Below are 20660 nucleotides of genomic sequence, written 5' to 3' on the forward strand. Positions count from 1 at the left end.
GCGACGAGGGCTTTGGTGGCTATCTCGCTTTTACACCACTTGACTGGACACTACCAACGCTTGAGCCCGGCGACCGAAGCGGCAATGCGCACCTATGCCTGGCCGGGCAATATCCGCGAACTGATGAACCGTCTACGTCGCGGTATCGTGCTCGCCGACGGACAGATAGTGTCGTTACCCGAAATCAAATCCCATTACGAAGATCAATCCGACTTTCCCACCCTGGCACGCGCCCGCGAGCACGCGGAAAAACGAGTAATCGGGGAAGCGATCGCTCGGGCTGGCAACAACGTCACCGAGGCCGCACGGTTATTGGATGTCTCCCGGTGCACCCTGCACCGCTTGATACGCAAGCACGGCCTTTCAATCGACTGATCGTTCATCCCCTTGCCGCTACGGGGCGCTCGCCCCCGCGTCAGTACGCTCGCGCTCCAAGCCCGCCCAGAACCCTTCTGGATCCCACCGTTACCGGGATGCGACACGGTCTCGTCGCTGCCGATTTGTCGTCGGCAACCGGCTGCCGTGTCGGGTTGCCAGGGATTTCCCGCCGCTTATACCTGTACTTTGCGTGATTAGGGTGTATCAGGAACGCGACAGGTCCGATACCCGGAAACCGCGTCAGCAGGGGTGATCCGCTATCCACCCCGTTCCCGGGTGTCTCAAGATTGCATCACACCGCGACTAATCAGCTGCGCAGCCCTTCTAACTCCCTGTTTTGTCGAAGATCTGAATCTTGGCCTCGCTCTTGCCTAGTAGGGGGCGTGGGAGCACGACGCTCCTCGCCACTTTGGGAGCCTGGTCATGAACGACGCTTTCGGCAAACAGGACATCACCCTGACGGGAACGATCCAGATGATCGCTACCGGCGGTCAACGGGTGCGGGTTCAGCGGTTATCCCACGATCTCAAGATTTCTTTTCTGCTGGCACTGTCGTCCGTGGCGCTCGTTGCGCTGACGTACTCGGGTAGCACTTTGGCGGCCGGATCTCGTGCCGCGGTGGAGGCCAAGCCCGGCGAAATCGTGCTTCTTCGCGCCGTTCCGGCTCGACCGGCAGCACGCTCCATGCCGCCTGGTCGAGCTTTGCTGGTCGATGCCAGCCCAAAGTCAGAGCTCGAACAAGGGCTTTCCCACTTGGAAATCTCGCCCAATGGTTACGGCCAGGTAGCCGCCGGGACCAACACAAGCGTGGCAGCCCCAAGCGGACTTGGCGCGACGATAACGTCGGTCACCCAGCAAGTGGGTGGTTCGGCGCACCGTGGTGATTCCGCGCCCTCGGTCGCGGGTGGGGCCATCGGCTCTGTCACCGGATCGATCGGCTCGACGATCACCGGAGCATTGTCCGGCGCGGGCCTGATGGGTCAGGGAGGGCAGCGCTGATGACCACCAGGAACAAACACACGATCGAGTTCACGCGTCTGGTTCGATTCGGCTTGGTGGCGCTCGGGCTGTTCGCCCTGGCGATGACCGCCCAGATGATCTACGCCGGCGACGCCCGTGCCGAGACCTCACCGCCGGCCGACTACGACTGGATGCTGGGCGTACTCAATGACAACCACATCGGTCAGCGCTTTGCCCAGGGGGCAAGCGGCAACGTGGCGGTCAACACCGCCGCCGGCTCGGCCAACCTGCAGACCAATCAACGCGTCCTGCACGGGACGATCCAGGCAACGCAACGGATCGACAACCCACTTCAAGCCACGCCGGCGTGGATGAACGCGAACACCCGTATCGATGGGCAGGCATTCACCCGTGGGAATGGGGCGTTAGGCGTCAACCAGGTCTCTGGAGACGGCAATGCCCAAATCAATTCGATGGCCCTTGCCCCGGCGGGCGAGGGATTCAAAGAGATTCGCGCACTCGAACCGGTAAACCCGGTGCGGGTGTCGGATTCGGCTGCCCGGGATGGGCAGTCGGGGGGAGACTCTTCGGGACGGTATCGCGCGGTTGTCACGGACACTGCCTTTAGCGGATTCGGAGGGGTTCTCCAAATCAATCAGGTGTCGGGTAGCCGAAACGTGACGGGCAATCACTTCTCGATTTCCGGCCAACGACCCTGAGCTCATGATCGAAGAAACCCCAACAAGAAGGTAGAGGTAGTAGCCATGAAAACGCAACTCAAAATGACCCTGATCGCCTCGGCGGTCGCCGCACTGGTCTCCGGTCCGGTTATGGCCAGCGAATCCAACGGTGGGAATCACAACTTCAACATGAAGGTGAAGATCGACGTCGACAAGAACATCGACGTCGACAAGACGGTGGATGTCGAAAAGAACATCACCCTCAACAAGACCCGTAACGAGATTGACCACGTCGATCGTGAGTTGCGTGACATCGCGATCAACGCCTCGGCGGGTGCCTCGGCACATGATCGCCAGATCATTCACTCCAACGAGGTGCAAAACAAGAAGCTCACCAACAACGCCAGCATCGGTGACAACGTTGGTAACGGCGCCTCGGGCAACATCGGCATGAACGTCGCCGCCGGTGACACCAACGTGCAGGACAATGCCGCGGCACTTGCCGCCGTGGATGCCGGCTTCGTGTTCGGCGAGTCCTACGCCAGCGTGGATGTCGACCAGTCGAACCTGGTTAACACCACCCGTAACAGCGGTGTGATGAACAACGCCAGCATCGGCCAGAGCGCATTCGCCAATGCCTCGGGCAACATCGGCGTGAACGTCGCTGCCGGCACCGGCAATGCTCAGAAGAACACCATGGCGGCTTCGGTCTCCACGGCACGCGTGGCCAGCGCCAGCCTGAATAGCGACCAGGAGTCGTATGGGAACAGCATCCGCAACGAGGGTCGGACCGAGCAGTACACCGATACCACCGCGGTCAGCCTGTCGGGTAGCGGTACGTATGCCGGTAGCGGTACTGGTCAGCTCAGCGCGGACATCAGCGGCTCGATGGATCAGATCGGCGACGTCTATCCGGACATCTGGACCGACGCTCCGCACCCGGGCGGCAGTGCTGATGGGCACTTCGACCTCGACACGGCCACTCAGGGCGGTTCCGACCTGAATGGCGACGGCGGGGCACTGGCCTTCGGCGCTTCTGACATGGAAGCAGACGGCACCCTCGGTTTCCGTGAACGCGGCACCATCGACCTGGCTGGCGTCACCGGCGAAGTGGCCACCACCCGCTACGTGGTCGTCAATGCCAAGAACGACTCCTCCCTGTTGGGCAACGCGTTCTCCAATGCCAGCGGCAACATCGGCGTGAACGTCGCGTCGGGCACCGGCAACCTGCAGAGCAATGCGCTCTCCATGGCCGTGGCCTGCAACACCTGCGCTGGTGGCAGCGCCGGCGGCGAGCAGTAATACCGATACCGCATCGGTCGACGGGGCGCGCAAGCGCCTCGTCTTTCCAGGCGGCCACCTTTTGATGGGTGTCGCCCGGAAAGACGATCTACCAAAGACGGTTCGCGACTTGGTCATGCTGGATTTTCAGGGACAAATAACCGTGCAGGCATCGCCCATCAGCTCCTTCATTCCCGCCCCGGTTCGGACGCGTTGCGCGTCAGGATGGTTTTTGGCGCTATCGGGATTGATGACCGCGATGGTCACCTTGCCAATCCAGGCGGCAGACGTGCGTTTTGCCGGGATCCTGCCGCATGGCCAGGTGATGGAAAAAACCGTGGAAAGTCTGCTCGAACGTCGTTATCGCAACGTCGTGCGCCAGCAATTTGATTTCTCCTGCGGGGCGGCAGCCCTTGCCACCCTATTGCGTCATGCCTACGGCCTGAATCTGGATGAGGCGACGGTGCTGGCCGGAATGTGGGGCGTCTCAGACCCCGAACAGGTGCGCACACGCGGTTTTTCCCTGCTGGAGATGAAGCATTACCTCGAGCGGCTCGGCTATCGGGGGCGTGGCTACGAGATCGACCTCTCGCGTCTGGGCCGAATCAATGTGCCCACGATCGTGTTGATGGATGTCAACGGCTACCAGCATTTCGTGGTCTTGAAGACGGCTGGCGATGGCTACGTCCACGTTGCCGACCCGGCTTTGGGCAACAGGCGTTACACGACGGAAGAATTCATCAAGGCCTGGCCGTCGCAAACGGTGTTTGCGGTGATTGGGCCCGGGTTTGATCGGCAGACGGTCCTGCTGGAGCGCACCGACATTCCTAGTAGCGGCGACCTGCATCGTCGCTCGGGACAGGTGCCCACGGCCGATCTGCTCGATTTCGGGTTTCAGCATGCCGACCTGTTTTGAGGTCGACGGCTCTTTGAGGGCATTCATCATGAAACGCAAGCATTGCATTCGATCGATTCACTACGACAACGGGCCCGCGCCTGACCGCAACCGCCCCGTGCCCGGCTTGCCGACCAAGGCGTTGCTGGTTGGCGGCATCGCGGTGGGCTTAGCCTGCGCCGGGCTTTTGATCAGCGGCACGGTTCTGGCCGCAAACCCTGCCATCGTGGCATTGAGCGATCCACAGCTGGCGCAGATGCGCGGGAGATTCCTCGCCGCCGATAACCGGGTGATGTATTTCGGCGTCGAGATGATCACTCAATGGCAAACCACCGGCGGCACGATGGCAGCCGGTTTGTCAGTCGGCATTGACCGGGCCGGCCGGCAACCGAGCGTCACTTTTGCGCCCACGGTATCGATCGAGGGCGCGCCACGTCTGGCCACCTCGGGCTCGCATGGCGTAGTGGGTAGCAATACCGGCAAGACCCGCGGGGTGCGCCAGCAGGTCCAGGTGGCCGGCAACGACAACCGCGCCGCCAACCATTTCGACGTACGCATCGAACCGCACAGCGGCGGCGGTACGACGTCGAGTAGCGGATACAACGTGGAAATCCAGCAGGGTGGGGCGGTGGTGGCCTCGGGGCTATCCAACGGCGGACGGCGGACCGGGGTGAGTATGCAGCTGGGCAACTCGCGCGTTTTTCAGGGTTTCCAGTCCGGCAATGCCACCCAGGTGATCCAGTTGGCCGGTGATCACCAGGTGGTCAACAACCAGTTGCGGCTGGTCGTCGGCATCGATCCGGGTCAGATGAATAACCGCGAACGTCTGCAACGCCAGGTAGGACAATCGCTGGCGACATTGCGCGGCGGGATTTGATTCAAATAGAAAACGAGTGGCAAACCAGGGGACATTCCCCAAGGAGATAAGCCATGGATGCAAGGAGCAAGGAGTGGCCGGGGCGGGCAAACTGCCTACCGGCGACTTTGTCGACCCTGACGGTATGCCTGTCGCTGGGGCTGGCACCGGTGACTTGGGCGGCCAACGAGGCCGATAACGTCCAACAACTGCGGTCGGAACTCGACGATCTCAAACAGCGCTACGTCAACGAGGTGCGACGATTGCGCGAGATCGACGCCCGCTTGGTGGCCGTACAAACGCGCCTGTCCGAAGCGGGTGTCGCCCCGGACGGTGATCTCGACACGACTACCGAAAGCGGTGCTCAGGCTGCCATGGGTGGTGGCGATGCCGATGAGACGACCCGTACCGCGCCAACCGCCGATGACAAGCGCCAAGCAACCCGGCGCAGCGTCGATGACTTCCTGCAGCAAGAACACGTGGCCTTCGATCGCCCGCTGGTGCTTGAGGCGGGCTTCGAGTACAGCCGTTATGACCGTACCCAGTTGACGCTCAACGGGTTTCTTGCCCTGGATGCGATCTTTCTCGGCAACATCGCGGTCGACAACGTTGCCTCTGACACCTTCAAGTACACACTGGCGGCTCGCTATGGCCTGACGCCGCGTTGGAATATCGGCATTTCGGCACCGTTCATTCAGCGTTACACCACCTACCAGAAGGGCGGGGCCGGTGGTTCGGCGGCAGCATTCGCCGAGGTGGATCAGACCAGTGATCTCGCAATCGGCGACACGACCGTCAACTTGAGTTATCGGCTGCTTCCGGAAACGGTCAGTCGGCCCGACGTGGTGCTGACCGGCAGTGTCATCGCTCCGACCGGCCGCGAGCCCTACGGCGTTGACTGGCGCGTGATCGAGACCGGCGAGGATGCCGATGGCAACTCGTTCGTACGTTTCGCCGTGCCGGAAGAACAGGCCACCGGTAACGGGCTCTGGGGCGTGGGGGCGTCGGTGTCCGCGGTCAAGACGCTCGACCCGGCGCTGCTTTTCGCCAATTTCGGTTACACGCACTACATCTCGCGCAGCTTTGACGATCTCAACAACGATCCAGATACCGTCAATCCTGGCGAGGTTAGCCTGGGTGGCAGCTGGAACTGGGGACTGGGTCTGGCGTTTGCGTTGAACGATCGGGCCAGCCTGTCGATGTCGTACTCGCAGCAGATCAACGACAAGGCCCGCACCAAGTACGAAGGCGAAGAGTGGGTCGATCTGATCGGCAGTGACGCCAACTCCGCCATGTTCAATCTCGGTCTCACCTACGCACTGGGCAAGAAAACCACCCTGGTGACCACCCTTGGTGTCGGCCTGACACCGGATGCTCCGGATTTCACCCTCGGTATCCGTATTCCGTACGCGCTCTGACCACCCGGAAGGGTGGCGTCGACCGATGCTCCTGCGGTCTTTCCTCCGCGACCCGTGTCAGGCCGGGTTCGGGGGATTTTTTCGTATACGGCATTGTTCCAGCGGGAGGGATGGCCCTGATGACGAAACGATGGGTATAGTCCGTGTTTCGCATTGAGGAGTGACGATGGACGATTTTCGCACCTGGCACTGGCTGGAAACGGTGATTGAACTCGGTGGGCTCAAACCGGCCTCCGAGCGGTTGCACCGAACACCGTCGACCATCAGTCACGCCATCAAGCAGCTCGAACGTCGCATCGGTGTGACGCTGGTCGAGACGCGTGCCCGGCGCATTCAACTGACGGAGGCCGGCTCGATCCTGCTCGAGCACATGCGCCCGCTGATTCGCGAGCTCGAAGGGGTGCGCGGGGTGATCGAGCAGTTCCGTGACACCGGCGCGTCGGTCATGCGCCTGGCCGTCGACCAGGTGTTCCCACACGATCGGCTGATCGAGGCGATGGAACGCTTCTCGACGGATTACCCGCACACGCGGCTCGAATTGTTCGAGACGGTGCTCGGGGGCGGGCCGGCACTGTTCCGGGACGGCGATGTCGGTATCTATCTGGGGCTCGAACCGGTGGGGGATCACACCGGCGTTCAGGTCGGTCGAGTGCGCTTCGTCCCTTGCGTCGGCCCGAGCCATGCCCTGGCCCAAGAGGTCGAGGCCATGCCGGCTGGGCAGCTGCTCGCCGAGGGACAACTGCGCCAGCATCGACAGGTGGTGCTACGGGATTCACACCCCGAGCGCGGGGCGAATGCCGGCTGGCTGGGCGCGGCACAGCGGATCACGGTCGATCACCTGCACACGGCGGTTGAGCTGATGCGATCGGGGATGGGTTTCGGCTGGTTGCCTGAGCATCAGGCCCGTGAAGAGACGGATCTGACGGTGTTGCCCGTCGAGAAGGGATTGTGTCCCGAGGCGGCGATGATGCTGTACCGGCAACGTGAACTGATGGCGAGCCCGGCACATCAATGCATGATGGAATCGCTGGTCGATTCGTCACCGGGCTGATGGCTACCCGCGCAGACGGGAGGCGTCGGCGACAGGCCGTCGGATTCGCTTGTCGGGGTAGGGCCGGGAAAGTGGCTCGCGGCGTGATCAGGCGGCAGCGCGTTCGGCGGCCAGCTGCCGGATCTTTTCGATCATGTTCGACAGCCCGGTCGCGCGATTGGCCGACAGGTGCGAGGACAGGCCCAGTTCGTCGATGAAACTGCCATCGGTCGCCAGGATCTCATCGGCGGTTCGGCCCGCATACACGCGGAAGAGCAGGGCGATCAGACCGTTGACGATCATCGCGTCACTGGTGCCACGCAACTCGAGACGGTCGCCGTCCCATTCGTAGTCGAACCACACCTGCGACTGGCAGCCATGGAACTTGTGCGCCTCGTCCTGCTTCTCGGACGGGAACGCGGGCATCTGCTTGCCCATGTCCATGATGTACTGGTAGCGCTCGGTCCAGTCGCCGAGAAAAGCGAATTCGTCCTTGAGCGCCTGGATCTCGGCGTCGATGCTGGGCGCCTGGTCGGCCATCGGTAGACTCCTGATCAGTCGGTTTCGCGAACGGTGAAGCTTTCGCCGCAGCCGCAACTGTCCTCGACGTTGGGGTTGTTCACGTGAAGCATGCGCGTCAGGCCGTCGACCACGTAGTCGAGTTCCGAGCCACCGATGGCATCGAGGCTTTGCGGGTCGGTGATGATCGGCATGCCGTCGCAGTCGAACCACAGATCGTCATCGGCGACGTCGCGCGCCACGTCCATCACGTAGGCGAATCCGGAGCAGCCGGACTTCTTGATGCCCAGCCGCAGCCCCAGCGCCGCCGGATCGTCGGCGAACGTGCGCTCGAGGTGCTTGCGTGCCGCCTCGGTCATGGTCAGTCCCTGGCCCTCGGGCAGGGCAGCGGCGCGTTCGCGCGCGGCCTCGATCGCTGCCGGGTCGACCGGCGTGACGGGCGTGTCGGTAACGGGTTGTGCGCTGTGCGTCTGAGCGGTCATGTCGCTCCTCCAGCAATGCTCGCCTTTAGCCGTCGCGCGGCGTCTTGGCGACAAAAATGGTGTCGTTCTCGACTCGAACATCGTAACAGTCGATCGGTTCGTAGGCCGGGGCTGAAAGGGCCTCGCCGTCCCGCAGGCAGAACTCGGCGTTGTGCCACGGGCAGGTGATGATGTCCCCGTCCAGCGGGCCTTCGGAGATCGGCAGTTCCTGGTGGCTGCATTCGTCGGCCACGGCCAGGATCACGCCGTCGGCGTTGACCACCAGTATGTCGACGTCCGGGCCTTCCACCACGCGCCGCTCGCCGACAGCCAGCTCGCGCTGTTCACAGACCCGGATCCAGTTTTCGTCGAGGGATTCGCTCACGATGTCTCTCTTATCCGTTTGATTTATTGAGTACGAGGTCGTTCCCGACCGGCCTAGAACATGCCCGTGGCGAGTTTCGCCTCATCGGACATCATCTCGCGGCTCCAGGGCGGGTCGAAGACCAATTCCACCGCCGCTTCCTCGATGGTGGGGATCTCCATGATCCGCTGATGGGCATCCGAGGCGATCACGCCGCCCATGCCGCAGCCGGGGGCCGTCAGCGTCATGTCCACCTCGACGCGCCGGCCGGAGACGGGCAGGGATTCGACCTTGACCTTGTAGACGAGCCCGAGGTCGACAATGTTGATCGGGATCTCGGGATCAAACACGCCGCGCAGCTGCTCCCAGACCATCTCCTCGACCTCGGTGTCGGAGGCGTTTTCCGGCAGCTCGGGCTGCGGGGGTGGCTCCTTGCCCAGCGCGTCGGCATCCTTGCCCTCGACCCGGAGCAGATGACCGCGCGCCTTGATGGTGAAACTGCCGCCCAGGGCCTGCATCAATTCGACGGGCGTGTCCTTGGAGGCGAGCACCTTCTGCCCCGAGGGCACCATGGTGCAGACCACGTCACGGCTCAGTCGGATGCGTTCCATCGGTTCCACGGTTCGTTCTCCCGGTTCAGACGAGCATGTCGCGCACGCGGGCGACCGCGGCGACGAACTGGTCGATCTCGTCGAGTGTGTTGTAGAAGGCCGCCGACGCACGGGCCGTACCCGCCGGCGCGTCGAAGCAGTGCATCAACGGCATCGCGCAGTGATGACCGGTGCGCACGGCAATGCCCATCGAGTCGAGCAGGGTGCCGATATCGTGTGGATGGGCCCCATCGACCAGAAACGAGACCACCGGCACCTTGTGCGCCGCCTGACCCACGATCCGCAGGCCCGGTATCTCGGTCAGCCCGCTAGTCATGCGCTCAAGCAGGGCGGCCTCGTGGCGTTCGATCGCCAGCCAGTCGAGTCCGTCGGCCCATTCGAGGGCAGCGCCGAAGCCGATCGCGCCCTCGATATTGGGGGTGCCAGCCTCGAATTTCGAAGGCGGCGGCGCGAAACGCACGCCGTCAAAGCGCACCTCTTCGATCATGTCACCGCCACCCATGAAAGGCGGCAGGCGATCAAGCCAGTCTCCGCGGGCGTACAGCGCCCCGACGCCACTTGGGCCAAACACCTTGTGGCTGGAGCAGGCGTAGAAGTCGCAGCCGAGCGCCTGGACGTCCACCGGACCGTGCGGCAGACCCTGGGCGCCATCAACCAGCACCGGCACATCACGCTCGTGCGCGATCTCACCGACGCGTGCCACCGGGTTGATGGTCCCAAGAGCATTGGAGACGTGGTTGACCGCCACCAATCGTGTGCGGTCGGAGATCAGGTCGGGCAGGGCGTCGACCTTGAGCTCGCCCTGTTCATTCACCGGAATGGTGCGGATCACGATTCCCTTGCGCTGACCGAGCATCAGCCACGGGACGATGTTGGCGTGGTGCTCGAGCTCGCTGAGGATCACCTCGTCACCGGCCCGCCAGTCGTCCGACAGCGAATGGGCCAACAGATTGATTGCTTCGGTCACACCGCGGACGAAGACGATTTCCCGGTCGTTGTCGGCATTCAGTGAGCAAGCGATTCGCGTTCGGGCGTTCTCGAACCGTTCGCTGGCCCGGGCCGAGAGCGTGTGCACCCCACGGTGGATGTTGGCGTTGTCGCGCTCGTAGAACTCGCGGATCGTGTCGATCACGACCCGTGGTTTCTGCGTGGTGGCCGCGTTGTCGAGATAGACGAGCGGCTTGCCGTGCACTTCTTGGTCCAGCGCCGGGAACTGGGCCCGGATCGCATCGACCGAGAACGGCTGGGTGCGACCATCGTTCGCCATCACGCCGTCTCGTTGCCAGCGGTGCCCCGGTCGCCCAGACGCTGCTCGACGCGCTCGGTGAGCCAGTCGCGCAGTTCGACCAGCGGGATCTCGTCGATGACCTCCTGGGCGAAACCGGCGATCAGCAGGCCGCGGGCCTCGTCCAGTCCCAGGCCACGCGAGCGCAGGTAGAACAGGGCTTCCTGGTCGAGCCGGCCGATGGTGGCGCCGTGCGAGCAGCTGACGTCGTCGGCATAGATCTCGAGCTCGGGCTTGGCGTCGATCTCGGCGTCGTCCGACAGGATCAGGTTGTTGCTCGACTGGTATGCCTGAATGCGCTGGGCATCCTCCTCGATCAGGATGCGCCCCTTGAAGATGCCGCGGCCGGCATCGTCCGCGATGGTGCGGTAGTGCTCGTTGCTGGTGGTGTCGGCGGCTGCATGCGTGATCCGGGTGTGGGTGTCCAGCACTTGCTTGCCGCGCGGCATCATCAGCCCGATCAGATCTGTATGAGCGCCGGAGCCACCGACTTGGATGTCGTACTCCCGGCGGATCATCTGCCCAGCGAGTTGGATATTGTAGCTGTGGTAGCGGGCATCACGCTCGAGCGAGGCGAAGCTGCGCTCGGTAGCCAGGCGCGAGGCGCCGTCCAGACCCAGGGCGATATGCGTCAACGCGGCGTTGGCGGCAATCGTCGAGACGATCACACTGTTGCGCCAGGCCGGTTGCTCACCGACGGTCTCGATGTGCTCAATCACGGTCGCGGCAGCACTCTGGCCCAGTCGAATGAGTACACGCGGATGACTCATCACCGATTCGGTCGCCCCGTCGAGCCATTCGATCACGATGGGGCGCTCGATGTTCGCATTGGCCGCGACGTCGATCACCACGCCCTCGCTGGCCATTGCCGTGTTCAGCGTAACCAGGGCATCGTTGGGATTCTCGACGCTCGGCGCCGGTGTCGGCGAGAAGGCCGCCTGTCGAGTTTCCTCGTCGGCATCGGCGAGTGAACTGAGCGTCAGGCCCTCGGGCACCTCGTTCGGCACGCCCTGGAACACGCCGTCGATAAAGCGCAGACGCAATGGGTTGTCCAGCGGCAGGCGGATGCTCGGTTCGATATCCGCGCCAACACCGCTAGGGGCGTTGAAACGGCCCCGCTGAATGGCACGCAGGTTCGTCCAGCGCCATTCCTCGTCACGCAGGCCGGGCAGGCCGAGGGACTCGACCTGGTTCCGTGCCGTACGGGCGATTGCGTCGGGGGCCGCGGCCGTCTCCGGCATGGCCGTCTTGAGCCAGTCGGGAAGCTCTTGGCGCATCACGATGCCTCCTCGAGAATCTCCTGGTAACCCTCGGCTTCAAGGCGATGGGCGAGGGTCTTGTCACCGGACTTGATGATCTTGCCCTTGTAGAGCACGTGGACGAAGTCCGGCTCGACGTAATTGAGCAGGCGCTGGTAGTGCGTGACCAGGATGATGCCGCGCTCCTCGCCGCGCATGCGGTTGATGCCCTCGGAGACCACCTTGAGCGCGTCGATGTCGAGCCCTGAATCGGTCTCGTCGAGCAGGGCGAGCTTGGGCTCGAGGAGCAGCATCTGCAGGATTTCGTTGCGCTTCTTCTCGCCGCCGGAGAAGCCGGCGTTCACGCCGCGGTGCAGGAAGGCATCGTCCATGTCCATGCTCGCGACCAGCTCGCGCACCTGCTTCATAAAGGTAAAGGTATCGATTTCGTCGAGACCCTGCGCCTCGCGCTTGGCGTTGAGCGCTTCTTTCAGCAGGTAGATGTTCTTGACGCCCGGGATCTCGACCGGGTGTTGGAAGCCCAGCAGCATGCCGGCCACGGCACGTTCCTCGGTCTCCATTTCCAGGAGATCGTGGCCGTCGAAGGTAATCGAGCCTTGTGTGACCTCGTAGCCGTCACGGCCGCCCAGCACGTGGCAGAGCGTGCTCTTGCCCGAGCCGTTCGGTCCCATGATGGCGTGGACTTCGCCCGCGTTGACGGTCAGGTCGATGCCCTTGAGGATCTCCTTGCCATCGATTTCGGCGTGCAGATTCTTGATTTCGAGAAGTGCCATGTTGAAAAGCCTCAATAGTTTGTTCGGTTAGCCCACGGATCCTTCGAGGGACACGGCCAGCAGGGCCTGTGCCTCGACGGCGAACTCCATGGGCAGTTCGTTGAATACGTCCTTGCAGAAGCCGCTGACCACCATGTTCATCGCGTCTTCCTCGGACAGGCCCCGCGAGCGCAGGTAGAACATCTGGTCGTCGCTAACCTTGGAGGTGGTTGCCTCGTGTTCGACCTGGGCGCTGGCGTTCTTGGCCTCGATGTAGGGGAACGTGTGCGCGCCACAGCGATCGCCGATCAGCAGCGAGTCGCACTGGGTGAAGTTGCGGGCGCCCGTCGCGGTCTTGCCGATATGCACGAGACCGCGGTAGGCGTTCTCCGCCCGGCCGGCGGAAATGCCCTTGGAGACGATTGTCGAGCGGGTGCGCTTGCCCAGATGGATCATCTTGGTGCCCGAGTCGATCTGCTGGTAGTTGTTGCCCACCGCGACCGAGTAGAACTCGCCCACCGAGTCGTCGCCTTTCAACACGCAGCTGGGGTACTTCCAGGTGATCGCCGAGCCGGCCTCGACCTGGGTCCAGGTGATCTTGGAGCGATCGCCGCGGCACTCGCCGCGCTTGGTGACGAAGTTGTAGATGCCGCCTTTGCCTTCCTCGTCGCCCGGGTACCAGTTCTGGACGGTGGAGTACTTGATCTCAGCATCGTCGAGAGCGACGAGCTCGACCACGGCCGCGTGCAACTGGTTCTCGTCACGCTGCGGAGCCGTGCAGCCCTCGAGGTAACTCACCGAGGCGCCTTCCTCGGCGATGATCAGCGTGCGCTCGAACTGTCCGGTATTCTTCGCGTTGATGCGGAAGTAAGTGGACAGCTCCATCGGGCACTTCACGCCCTTGGGCACATAGACGAACGAGCCGTCGGAGAACACCGCCGAGTTGAGCGCGGCGAAGTAGTTGTCGCCTTGTGGCACCACGGTGCCGAGATATTTCTTGATCAGCTCGGGATGATTCTCGACCGCCTCGGAGAACGAACAGAAGATCACGCCCGCCTCGGCGAGCTTTTCCTTGAAGGTCGTGGTTACCGAAACGGAGTCGAATACCGCGTCAACTGCTACATTGGCTCCTTTCACGCCGGCCAGAACGGCACGTTCGTGCAACGGGATGCCAAGTTTCTCGTAGGTTTCCAGGAGTTTCGGATCGACGTCGTCCAGCGATTCCGGCGCGTCGGCGTCGAGCTCTTCCTGGGACTTCGGCGCGGCGTAGTAGGAAAGCGCCTGGTAGTCGATCTTCGGGTAGTGGACGTGTGCCCACTCCGGCTCTTTCATGGTCTGCCAATGGCGGAAGGCCGAAAGACGCCATTCGAGCATGAACTCGGGCTCATGCTTCTTCGCCGAGATCATTCGGACCACGTCTTCATCAAGACCCGGCGGGATGATCTCCTGCTCGATGTCGGTCGTGAAACCGTACTTGTACTCGCGCTGGACGAGCTGTTCGAGTTCCTGTGTTTCGGTCATGTCGTTATCACCTGGTCGAAGGCTGATGGCCGGTCGGTTGCGCCGCCCGGCAGTGTTCGTGTCTGGAATCCGTTCAGGAGGCGCCGGTCCGGGCGGGCGCCTCGGAATCGGTTACCTCCCCGCCGCGCGACCGCTCGTACCACACGGGCACTTGCGTCGTGATCGCGCTGTCTTTCACCGGCCGCGTCATGTCGGCCAGGGTGGTGGCGTCCAACAGGGCGTGTACGCCGCGGTTGATCGCCTCCCAGTGAGGGCGGACGGCGCAATCTCCCTGCATCGAGCAATCGTGGTCGGGGCGGAAGCAGTCGGTCATCGCGATCGGCCCGTCGATGGCCTCGATGATTTCGGCAAGCGTGATCTTGTCGGCCGGGCGGGCGAGAAAATAGCCGCCACTGCGCCCTTGACGTGATTGCACGATGCCCTCGCCGTTGAGCAGCTTGAGCAACTTCCCCACCGTCGGCATGTTGATGCCGGTGCGCTCGGCCAGCGCCCGGGCGTTGGCGCGCTGTTCGCTGCGTTTTTCGCGCGGATCGCCGGCCAATGCCGTCAGGAGCACGATGGCGTAATCGCTCAGTCGGCTGATCTTCAACATGCCTGCCTCCGCGGGTAGCGGTCCGATGTCCCCGATTGCTGGCGGCACACACGGCGCCGCAGGCAACGGAATAAGTCCGTTAAAAGTACTAAATCGGTACGATTTAATCAAGCCGCGCGGTCGATCGTGTCACGGCGTGACTGTAGCGTCGCACTGATCGGGCTTAAGCCTTTGTCTCGGCTTCGATTTGGTGGCGATTTCTGCTATCTTTCGCCCCCTTTCCCCACGCCGGAATGACGAGGAATTCGTTGACGTGACGACCACAGCCACCGACAAGACATCCGTGCCCACAGATGGTGCCGGCAAGCGGCTCTATATCAAGACATGGGGCTGCCAGATGAACGAGTACGATTCGGCGAAGATGGCCGACGTGCTTGGCGTGTCCAGCGGCTTTGAGCCGGTTGCCGACCCGGCCGATGCGGACGTCATCCTGCTCAACACCTGCTCGATCCGCGAAAAGGCCCAGGAAAAGGTGTTCTCCCAGCTAGGCCAGTGGCGCCCGCTAAAGGAGAAGAACCCGGACCTGATTATCGGGGTGGGCGGCTGTGTCGCGAGTCAGGAGGGCGAGGCGCTGCGTGAGCGCGCGCCTTTCGTGGATATCGTCTTCGGTCCGCAGACACTGCACCGTTTGCCGGAGATGGTGGCCGTGGTCGAGGCCGAGCGCAAACCGGTGGTCGACATCTCCTTCCCGGAGATCGAGAAGTTCGACAACCTGCCGGATCCGCGCGCCGACGGCCCGGTCGCGTTCGTCTCGATCATGGAAGGTTGCTCGAAGTACTGCACCTTCTGCGTGGTGCCCTACACCCGGGGCGAGGAAATTTCCCGGCCGTTCGACGATGTCGTGGCCGAGGTGGCGGATCTGGCCGAGCAGGGCGTCCGCGAAGTCAACCTGCTCGGGCAGAACGTCAACGCCTTCCAGGGGCCGATGCATGACGGGCAGATCGCCGATCTCGCGCTGCTGATCGAGGTCATTGCTCAGATCGACGGCATCGACCGCATCCGCTTCACCACCTCGCACCCGGTCGAGTTCACCGACCGGCTGATCGAGGCCTACCGCAACGTGCCGGAACTGGCGAGCTTCCTGCACCTGCCGGTGCAATCGGGATCCGACCGGGTACTGGCGCTGATGAAGCGCGGCCATACGGCGATGGAGTACAAGTCGAAGATCCGCAAGCTGCGCGAGGCGCGCCCGGGCATCTCGATCTCCTCGGACTTCATCGTCGGCTTCCCCGGCGAAACGGACGACGACTTCGAGCGGACCATGAAGCTGATCGAGGACATCGGCTTCGATCATTCCTTCTCATTTATCTACAGCGCGCGCCCGGGCACGCCGGCCTCCAACCTGCCGGACGACCAGCCCGAGGACGTCAAGAAGGCCCGCCTCAAGCGCCTGCAGTCACGCATTACCGAGTTCGAACAGGAGATCTCCCGTTCGATGCTGGGCAGCACGCAGACCGTGCTGGTGCAGGGGCCGTCGAAGAAGGACCCCAACGAGCTGATGGGCAAGACCGAGAACAATCGCAGCGTGATCTTCCGCGGACGGCCGGGCCTGGTGGGGCTGTTCGTCGATCTGGAGATCACGCAGGTCAACCCGAACTCGCTGCGCGGTGAGTTCATCGACATCCACCCGACCGATCGCGAGCGTGCCAAGGCGCGCAACCTGGTGGCTGCCTGATGACCGAAGCGAACGCGCAACGTCTCGAATTTGCCCTCGAGCCGGCCGACAACGAGCGGCTTGCCAATCTTGCGGGTACCTTCGACGAACACCTGCGCATGATCGAGCGCCGCCTGGGCGTGGAGATCAATCATCGGGGCAACCTGTTCGCGGTGATCGGCCCGTCGGCCGTCGCCGACCAGGTCGAAACCCTGCTCGCCGATCTCTACAAGCTCAGTGAAAGCCAGATCATCGACCCGGAACGCGTCAATCTCGGCATGCAGGAGGCCGGTATGGAGGAAGCGCCGCCTCCGCCGGGTGACGAGGTGATGATCAAGACCCTGCGCGGCATCGTCCGTGGCCGTGGCAACCGCCAGGTGCAGTACCTCAAGGCAATCCGCGAGTCGGACCTGAACTTCGGTATCGGCCCGGCCGGCACCGGCAAGACCTATCTGGCCGTGGCCAGTGCGATCGACGCCTTCGAGCGCGGCCAGGTCCAGCGCATCGTGCTGGTGCGCCCGGCCGTCGAGGCGGGTGAGAAGCTGGGCTTTCTGCCCGGCGATCTGGCGCAAAAGATCGATCCCTACCTGCGGCCGATGTACGACGCGCTCTACGAGATGATGGGCTTCGACAAGGTCAATCGTCTGATCGAACGTAGCGTGATCGAAGTAGCCCCGCTGGCGTTCATGCGTGGCCGGACCCTCAACGAGTCGTTCGTCATCCTCGACGAGGCACAGAACACCAGCATCGAACAGATGAAGATGTTCCTGACCCGGATCGGCTTCGGCACCTCGGCGGTGGTCACCGGTGATATCACCCAGGTCGACCTGCCCAAGGGCATGACCTCGGGTCTGCGCCATGCGATCGACATGCTCAGTGACGTCGAGGGTGTGCAGTTCACCTTCTTTCAGAGCCGCGACGTGGTGCGCCACCCCCTGGTCAAGCGCATCATTGATGCCTATGAAAGCCGGGGACGGACGAGCGATTGAACGCACCCGTCTCAATCGACCGACAGCGCGCCTGCCAGGCACGATGCCCATCCCGGGAGACGCTGGCGCGCTGGGTCGCGCGGACGCTCGACGAGCTGGGCGCGCAGGGGCCGGGGGCGGGCGAGGTGACGGTACGTTACGTCGAACCCGGGGAGAGCCGCCAACTGAACGCGCGGTTTCGCCACAAGGATCGACCGACGAACGTGCTTTCCTTCCCGGCCGTCGATGACCCGGCACATCTCATGGTATTGCCGGGCTCGGAACTGCCGTATCTGGGCGACCTAGTCATCTGTGCCGACGTCGTCGAGAGTGAAGCGAAGGAGCAGGGCAAGACTCGGCGCGAACACCATGCACACATGGTCGTACATGGGATTTTGCACCTGTTGGGCTATGATCACCTCACCGATGGGGAGGCCGAGCAGATGGAATCGATCGAGATTCGCGTGCTCGCCTCGCTGGGTTACCCCGATCCCTATGCCTGACTCGCCACCGTTGCGACCTGTGAAAGCCTGTCGCGAGTCGGGTCGATCCATATGATTTTCCTAACCTTTCTCCCTTCTGAAAAAGAGCCCCATGGAAGACGAACCTCCTAGTACGGACTCGCCGCGCGGGTCCCTGTTGCAACGCCTCAAGCAACGCATCTGTCCCTGTGAAATCCGGTCGGTGGACCAGATGAAGTCCCTGGTCCGCCAGGCGACGGAAACCGAGGTGTTCCCCGTTTCGACCGGGGGGCTGATCGATTCGGTGCTGGATTTCCACGATCTGCGCGTGCGCGACGTCATGGTGCCTCGCGGTCAGATGGACGTGATCGAGGAGGGCACCACGCTCCCCGAACTGCTCTCGGCAGCGATCGAGACCGGGCATTCCCGTTACCCGGTGATACGCACCAACCGTGACGAGGTGATCGGGATTCTGCTGGTCAAGGAGCTGCTGCGGTTCTTCGCCAACTCGCAGGAAGCCGGCGGCGAGTCGAGTTTCGATCTGCTCGACTTGGTCCGCACGCCGATGTTCGTGCCCGAGAGCAAGCGTCTGGACGCGCTGCTGGCCGAATTCCGCCTGACCCGCACCCACATGGCCATCGTGCTCGACGAATTTGGTGGCGTGGCCGGTCTGGTCACCATCGAGGACGTGCTCGAGGAGATCGTCGGTGACATCGACGACGAGTTCGACGTCGAGGAGCGGGTTAACATCCGCCAACAGGCGCCACGGCGCCACACGGTGCGGGCATTGACGCCGATCGGCGAGTTCAACGAGGTGTTCGACACCGACTTTTCCGACGATGAGTACGACACCATTGGTGGGTTGGTCTCCAACACGCTGGGGCATCTGCCACGCCGCGGCGAAGTGGCTCGTCTGGGTGAGTACGAGTTCAAGGTGCTGGGCGCCGATCGTCGCCGGCTCCACTTGCTGCTGGTGACCAAGCTCGATTTCGAACCGAGTGAGGAAGCGGATGGCTCGCCAGCCGAAGAAACCTGATTCGAAAAACCGTGATTCCCGTGCCACCGAGCACAAGGGGCCGGTCTCGCTGAATGGCTGGGGCGGCAGCTTGGTCGCTCTGCTTGCGGGTGCCACCCTGGTGCTCGCATTCGCTCCATTCGCATTCTGGCCGGCAGCGATTATCGCGCCGGCCATTTTGTTCGCCTTGATCCGTCGCTGTGGACCCGGGCGTGCCCTGCGACTTGGCTGGTGGTTCGGCCTGGGTCAATTCGGGCTGGGTGTCAGCTGGGTCTACGAGAGCTTTACCCTGTTTGGCGGCATCGTCGCCCCGCTGGCCGTCATGGTGACCGCGCTGTTCGTCATGGGGCTGGCCGTTTACCCAGCAGTGGCGGCATGGCTGGCCGTGCGCATGACCCCCCGCGCCGACTGGCCGAGCCGGGCGGCGGCGTTCGTGGCGAGTTGGGTGCTGATCGAGGCGTTGCGCGCTTGGCTTTTCGGCGGTTTCCCCTGGCTCAACCTCGGGATTAGCCAAGTGGACGGTCCCCTGATTGGCTGGTTGCCCGTGATTGGGGAATACGGCATCACCGCCATCCTGCTTACGCTCGCTATCATTCTCTGGCGGCTGAGCAACCGCGTATCGAAGCATGGACCGGATTGGCGTCGCTGGCTGGGTCCGGTCGGGCTGCTTGTTTTTGTCCCGCTTGCGTCGTTGCCGCTGCATTCCCTGGAATGGTCCGAGCCAACGGGTCAATCCCTGAGCATTGGGGTGGTGCAGGGCAATATCGCGCAGATGCAGAAATTCGACCCGGAATTCTTCCAGCGCACCCTGTCGATTTACCGGGACCTGACCGACTCGTTACCTGAGGTCGATCTCGTTCTATGGCCCGAAACTGCCATCCCACGAGTGATCGATGATCTCCCCGACCTGCGTGCCGAGCTTGATGCACTCGCTCGGGACCGTGATTTTTCGTTGCTGGCCGGCACATTCGAGCGTGACGAGACAGGGCGCTATTACAACTCGCTGCTCGGTTTTCCCGATTCGGTCGGCGGATACCGAAAGCGGCACCTGGTGCCATTCGGTGAGTATTTCCCACTGCGCGGATTGATCGAGCGCATGCCGTGGCTGTTCCAGGTGCCCATGTCGGATCTGAGCCCGGGCGGGGCAGATCAGCCCCCTCTGCGGGTAGGCGAACTGACATTGGGTGCCTCGATTTGTTTCGAGGCCGACTTTTCCCGCGATATCCGCGCGAGTATCCCGAGCGCGGATATTCTGGTGACGGTATCCAATGACTCATGGTTCGGTGACAGCTTTTCACCGCATCAGCACCTGCAGATGGCGCGGGCGCGGGCAATCGAGTTTCGTCGGCCGATGATTCGCGCCACGAACACCGGCATATCGGCCGTGATCGACGCCGATGGCCAGGTACGTGAAACCCTGGGTACCGGAAAGCAAGGCATCCTCGTGGCCGATGTCACACCGCGCCGGGGCGCGACACCCGTGGCGCATTGGGGCGCCTGGCCCACGCTTGCCGCCATGCTCGTCGTGTTGATCCTTGCCGGCTGGTTCGCTTGGCGACGGCGGAGCAATCAGTCGGGCTGAATCGGAACAAGAGTTGAAGAACTCCTGACGCCGGAAAACGAAAAACCCCGCCTTTGTGAACTGACCCCCAAAAGTTGGACGGTTGGTTAGGCGGGCACCAAGGCCTGAGTCCTGAGTC

At 62.9% G+C, this 20660-nt stretch carries 22 protein-coding genes; 13 read left to right on the forward strand and 9 right to left on the reverse strand.

Annotated features, from left to right (window positions below):
* The 8 genes from D5687_RS10230 to D5687_RS10265 form a co-directional block, all read left to right on the forward strand.
* Positions 1-375, forward strand: a 375-nt coding sequence (locus D5687_RS10230; RefSeq protein ID WP_304999859.1) for a helix-turn-helix domain-containing protein, incomplete at its 5' end; no start/stop codon positions are given.
* A 426-nt stretch (positions 376-801) separates the two neighbouring features.
* Positions 802-1377, forward strand: a complete 576-nt coding sequence (locus tag D5687_RS10235) for a hypothetical protein (protein ID WP_125199680.1) — start codon at positions 802-804, stop codon at positions 1375-1377.
* Between the two features lie 56 nt (positions 1378-1433).
* Positions 1434-2057, forward strand: a complete 624-nt coding sequence (locus D5687_RS10240; protein WP_125199681.1) for a hypothetical protein — start codon at positions 1434-1436, stop codon at positions 2055-2057.
* 45 nt (positions 2058-2102) lie between these two features.
* Entirely contained in the window at positions 2103-3320 is a 1218-nt protein-coding gene (locus tag D5687_RS10245; RefSeq protein WP_125199682.1) for an adhesin, read from the forward strand.
* Complete coding sequence (locus tag D5687_RS10250) at positions 3295-4215, forward strand: C39 family peptidase (protein ID WP_204742186.1); 921 nt, start codon at positions 3295-3297, stop codon at positions 4213-4215. The genes D5687_RS10245 and D5687_RS10250 overlap by 26 nt, the downstream gene beginning before the upstream one ends.
* A gap of 28 nt (positions 4216-4243) precedes the next feature.
* The gene (locus tag D5687_RS10255) at positions 4244-5071 is read left to right on the forward strand and encodes a hypothetical protein (protein WP_125199683.1); all 828 of its coding nucleotides are present in this window, start codon (positions 4244-4246) and stop codon (positions 5069-5071) included.
* A gap of 53 nt (positions 5072-5124) precedes the next feature.
* Positions 5125-6468: a hypothetical protein gene (locus D5687_RS10260; protein ID WP_204742187.1), complete on the forward strand. Its 1344-nt coding sequence runs from the start codon at positions 5125-5127 to the stop codon at positions 6466-6468.
* A 166-nt stretch (positions 6469-6634) separates the two neighbouring features.
* On the forward strand, positions 6635-7519 hold the full coding sequence (locus D5687_RS10265) for a LysR family transcriptional regulator (protein WP_125199684.1): 885 nt from the start codon (positions 6635-6637) through the stop codon (positions 7517-7519).
* An 87-nt stretch (positions 7520-7606) separates the two neighbouring features.
* Here the strand turns inward: D5687_RS10265 and D5687_RS10270 are convergent, their stop codons facing one another.
* The 9 genes from D5687_RS10270 to D5687_RS10310 form a co-directional block, all read right to left on the reverse strand.
* Entirely contained in the window at positions 7607-8038 is a 432-nt protein-coding gene (locus D5687_RS10270; RefSeq protein ID WP_125199685.1) for a SufE family protein, read from the reverse strand.
* A 14-nt stretch (positions 8039-8052) separates the two neighbouring features.
* Entirely contained in the window at positions 8053-8499 is a 447-nt protein-coding gene (locus tag D5687_RS10275; protein ID WP_204742188.1) for an iron-sulfur cluster assembly accessory protein, read from the reverse strand.
* A 25-nt stretch (positions 8500-8524) separates the two neighbouring features.
* Positions 8525-8863 (reverse strand): non-heme iron oxygenase ferredoxin subunit, encoded by a 339-nt coding sequence (locus tag D5687_RS10280; protein ID WP_240031481.1) that lies wholly within the window; start codon positions 8861-8863, stop codon positions 8525-8527.
* 53 nt (positions 8864-8916) lie between these two features.
* Positions 8917-9462, reverse strand: coding sequence for a putative Fe-S cluster assembly protein SufT (sufT, locus tag D5687_RS10285; protein WP_125199686.1), 546 nt, complete (start codon positions 9460-9462; stop codon positions 8917-8919).
* Positions 9463-9478: 16 nt separating this feature from the next.
* Positions 9479-10720: an aminotransferase class V-fold PLP-dependent enzyme gene (locus D5687_RS10290; protein WP_125199687.1), complete on the reverse strand. Its 1242-nt coding sequence runs from the start codon at positions 10718-10720 to the stop codon at positions 9479-9481.
* On the reverse strand, positions 10720-12015 hold the full coding sequence (sufD, locus tag D5687_RS10295) for a Fe-S cluster assembly protein SufD (protein WP_125199688.1): 1296 nt from the start codon (positions 12013-12015) through the stop codon (positions 10720-10722). Before sufD ends, D5687_RS10290 begins: the two co-directional genes overlap by 1 nt.
* Positions 12015-12770 (reverse strand): Fe-S cluster assembly ATPase SufC, encoded by a 756-nt coding sequence (gene sufC / locus D5687_RS10300; RefSeq protein ID WP_125199689.1) that lies wholly within the window; start codon positions 12768-12770, stop codon positions 12015-12017. The genes sufD and sufC overlap by 1 nt, the downstream gene beginning before the upstream one ends.
* A gap of 27 nt (positions 12771-12797) precedes the next feature.
* On the reverse strand, positions 12798-14270 hold the full coding sequence (gene sufB / locus D5687_RS10305; protein ID WP_125199690.1) for a Fe-S cluster assembly protein SufB: 1473 nt from the start codon (positions 14268-14270) through the stop codon (positions 12798-12800).
* A 73-nt stretch (positions 14271-14343) separates the two neighbouring features.
* On the reverse strand, positions 14344-14862 hold the full coding sequence (locus D5687_RS10310; RefSeq protein WP_125199691.1) for an SUF system Fe-S cluster assembly regulator: 519 nt from the start codon (positions 14860-14862) through the stop codon (positions 14344-14346).
* 253 nt (positions 14863-15115) lie between these two features.
* Here D5687_RS10310 and miaB point away from each other — a divergent pair, with 253 nt between their 5' ends.
* The 5 genes from miaB to lnt all read left to right on the forward strand — a co-directional run bounded on the left by miaB (position 15116) and on the right by lnt (position 20542).
* Positions 15116-16537 (forward strand): tRNA (N6-isopentenyl adenosine(37)-C2)-methylthiotransferase MiaB, encoded by a 1422-nt coding sequence (gene miaB / locus D5687_RS10315; protein WP_255410312.1) that lies wholly within the window; start codon positions 15116-15118, stop codon positions 16535-16537.
* Positions 16537-17505, forward strand: coding sequence for a PhoH family protein (locus tag D5687_RS10320; RefSeq protein ID WP_125199692.1), 969 nt, complete (start codon positions 16537-16539; stop codon positions 17503-17505). Before miaB ends, D5687_RS10320 begins: the two co-directional genes overlap by 1 nt.
* A complete protein-coding gene (gene ybeY / locus D5687_RS10325) occupies positions 17502-17987 on the forward strand; it encodes an rRNA maturation RNase YbeY (protein WP_255410313.1) in 486 nt (161 codons plus the stop codon). The genes D5687_RS10320 and ybeY overlap by 4 nt, the downstream gene beginning before the upstream one ends.
* Positions 17988-18078: 91 nt before the next feature.
* Complete coding sequence (locus D5687_RS10330; RefSeq protein WP_125199693.1) at positions 18079-18981, forward strand: HlyC/CorC family transporter; 903 nt, start codon at positions 18079-18081, stop codon at positions 18979-18981.
* The gene (lnt, locus tag D5687_RS10335; RefSeq protein WP_125199694.1) at positions 18956-20542 is read left to right on the forward strand and encodes an apolipoprotein N-acyltransferase; all 1587 of its coding nucleotides are present in this window, start codon (positions 18956-18958) and stop codon (positions 20540-20542) included. The genes D5687_RS10330 and lnt overlap by 26 nt, the downstream gene beginning before the upstream one ends.
* The last annotated feature ends 118 nt before the right edge of the window (positions 20543-20660 follow it).

It is taken from the genome of Guyparkeria sp. SCN-R1 (assembly GCF_003932495.1).
GTDB lineage: Bacteria > Pseudomonadota > Gammaproteobacteria > Halothiobacillales > Halothiobacillaceae > Guyparkeria.

Excerpts from the sequence above, each read along its gene's own strand:
- D5687_RS10310 (WP_125199691.1), bottom strand. The coding sequence starts at position 14,862 with ATGTTGAAGATCAGCCGACTGAGCGATTACGCCATCGTGCTCCTGACG.
- sufC (WP_125199689.1), bottom strand. The coding sequence starts at position 12,770 with ATGGCACTTCTCGAAATCAAGAATCTGCACGCCGAAATCGATGGCAAG.
- D5687_RS10265 (WP_125199684.1), top strand. The coding sequence starts at position 6,635 with ATGGACGATTTTCGCACCTGGCACTGGCTGGAAACGGTGATTGAACTC.
- lnt (WP_125199694.1), top strand. The coding sequence starts at position 18,956 with ATGGCTCGCCAGCCGAAGAAACCTGATTCGAAAAACCGTGATTCCCGT.
- D5687_RS10330 (WP_125199693.1), top strand. The coding sequence starts at position 18,079 with ATGGAAGACGAACCTCCTAGTACGGACTCGCCGCGCGGGTCCCTGTTG.
- sufD (WP_125199688.1), bottom strand. The coding sequence starts at position 12,015 with ATGCGCCAAGAGCTTCCCGACTGGCTCAAGACGGCCATGCCGGAGACG.
- D5687_RS10245 (WP_125199682.1), top strand. The coding sequence starts at position 2,103 with ATGAAAACGCAACTCAAAATGACCCTGATCGCCTCGGCGGTCGCCGCA.
- D5687_RS10270 (WP_125199685.1), bottom strand. The coding sequence starts at position 8,038 with ATGGCCGACCAGGCGCCCAGCATCGACGCCGAGATCCAGGCGCTCAAG.
- D5687_RS10290 (WP_125199687.1), bottom strand. The coding sequence starts at position 10,720 with ATGGCGAACGATGGTCGCACCCAGCCGTTCTCGGTCGATGCGATCCGG.
- D5687_RS10320 (WP_125199692.1), top strand. The coding sequence starts at position 16,537 with ATGACCGAAGCGAACGCGCAACGTCTCGAATTTGCCCTCGAGCCGGCC.
- D5687_RS10255 (WP_125199683.1), top strand. The coding sequence starts at position 4,244 with ATGAAACGCAAGCATTGCATTCGATCGATTCACTACGACAACGGGCCC.
- D5687_RS10275 (WP_204742188.1), bottom strand. The coding sequence starts at position 8,499 with ATGACCGCTCAGACGCACAGCGCACAACCCGTTACCGACACGCCCGTC.
- D5687_RS10235 (WP_125199680.1), top strand. The coding sequence starts at position 802 with ATGAACGACGCTTTCGGCAAACAGGACATCACCCTGACGGGAACGATC.
- D5687_RS10260 (WP_204742187.1), top strand. The coding sequence starts at position 5,125 with ATGGATGCAAGGAGCAAGGAGTGGCCGGGGCGGGCAAACTGCCTACCG.
- sufB (WP_125199690.1), bottom strand. The coding sequence starts at position 14,270 with ATGACCGAAACACAGGAACTCGAACAGCTCGTCCAGCGCGAGTACAAG.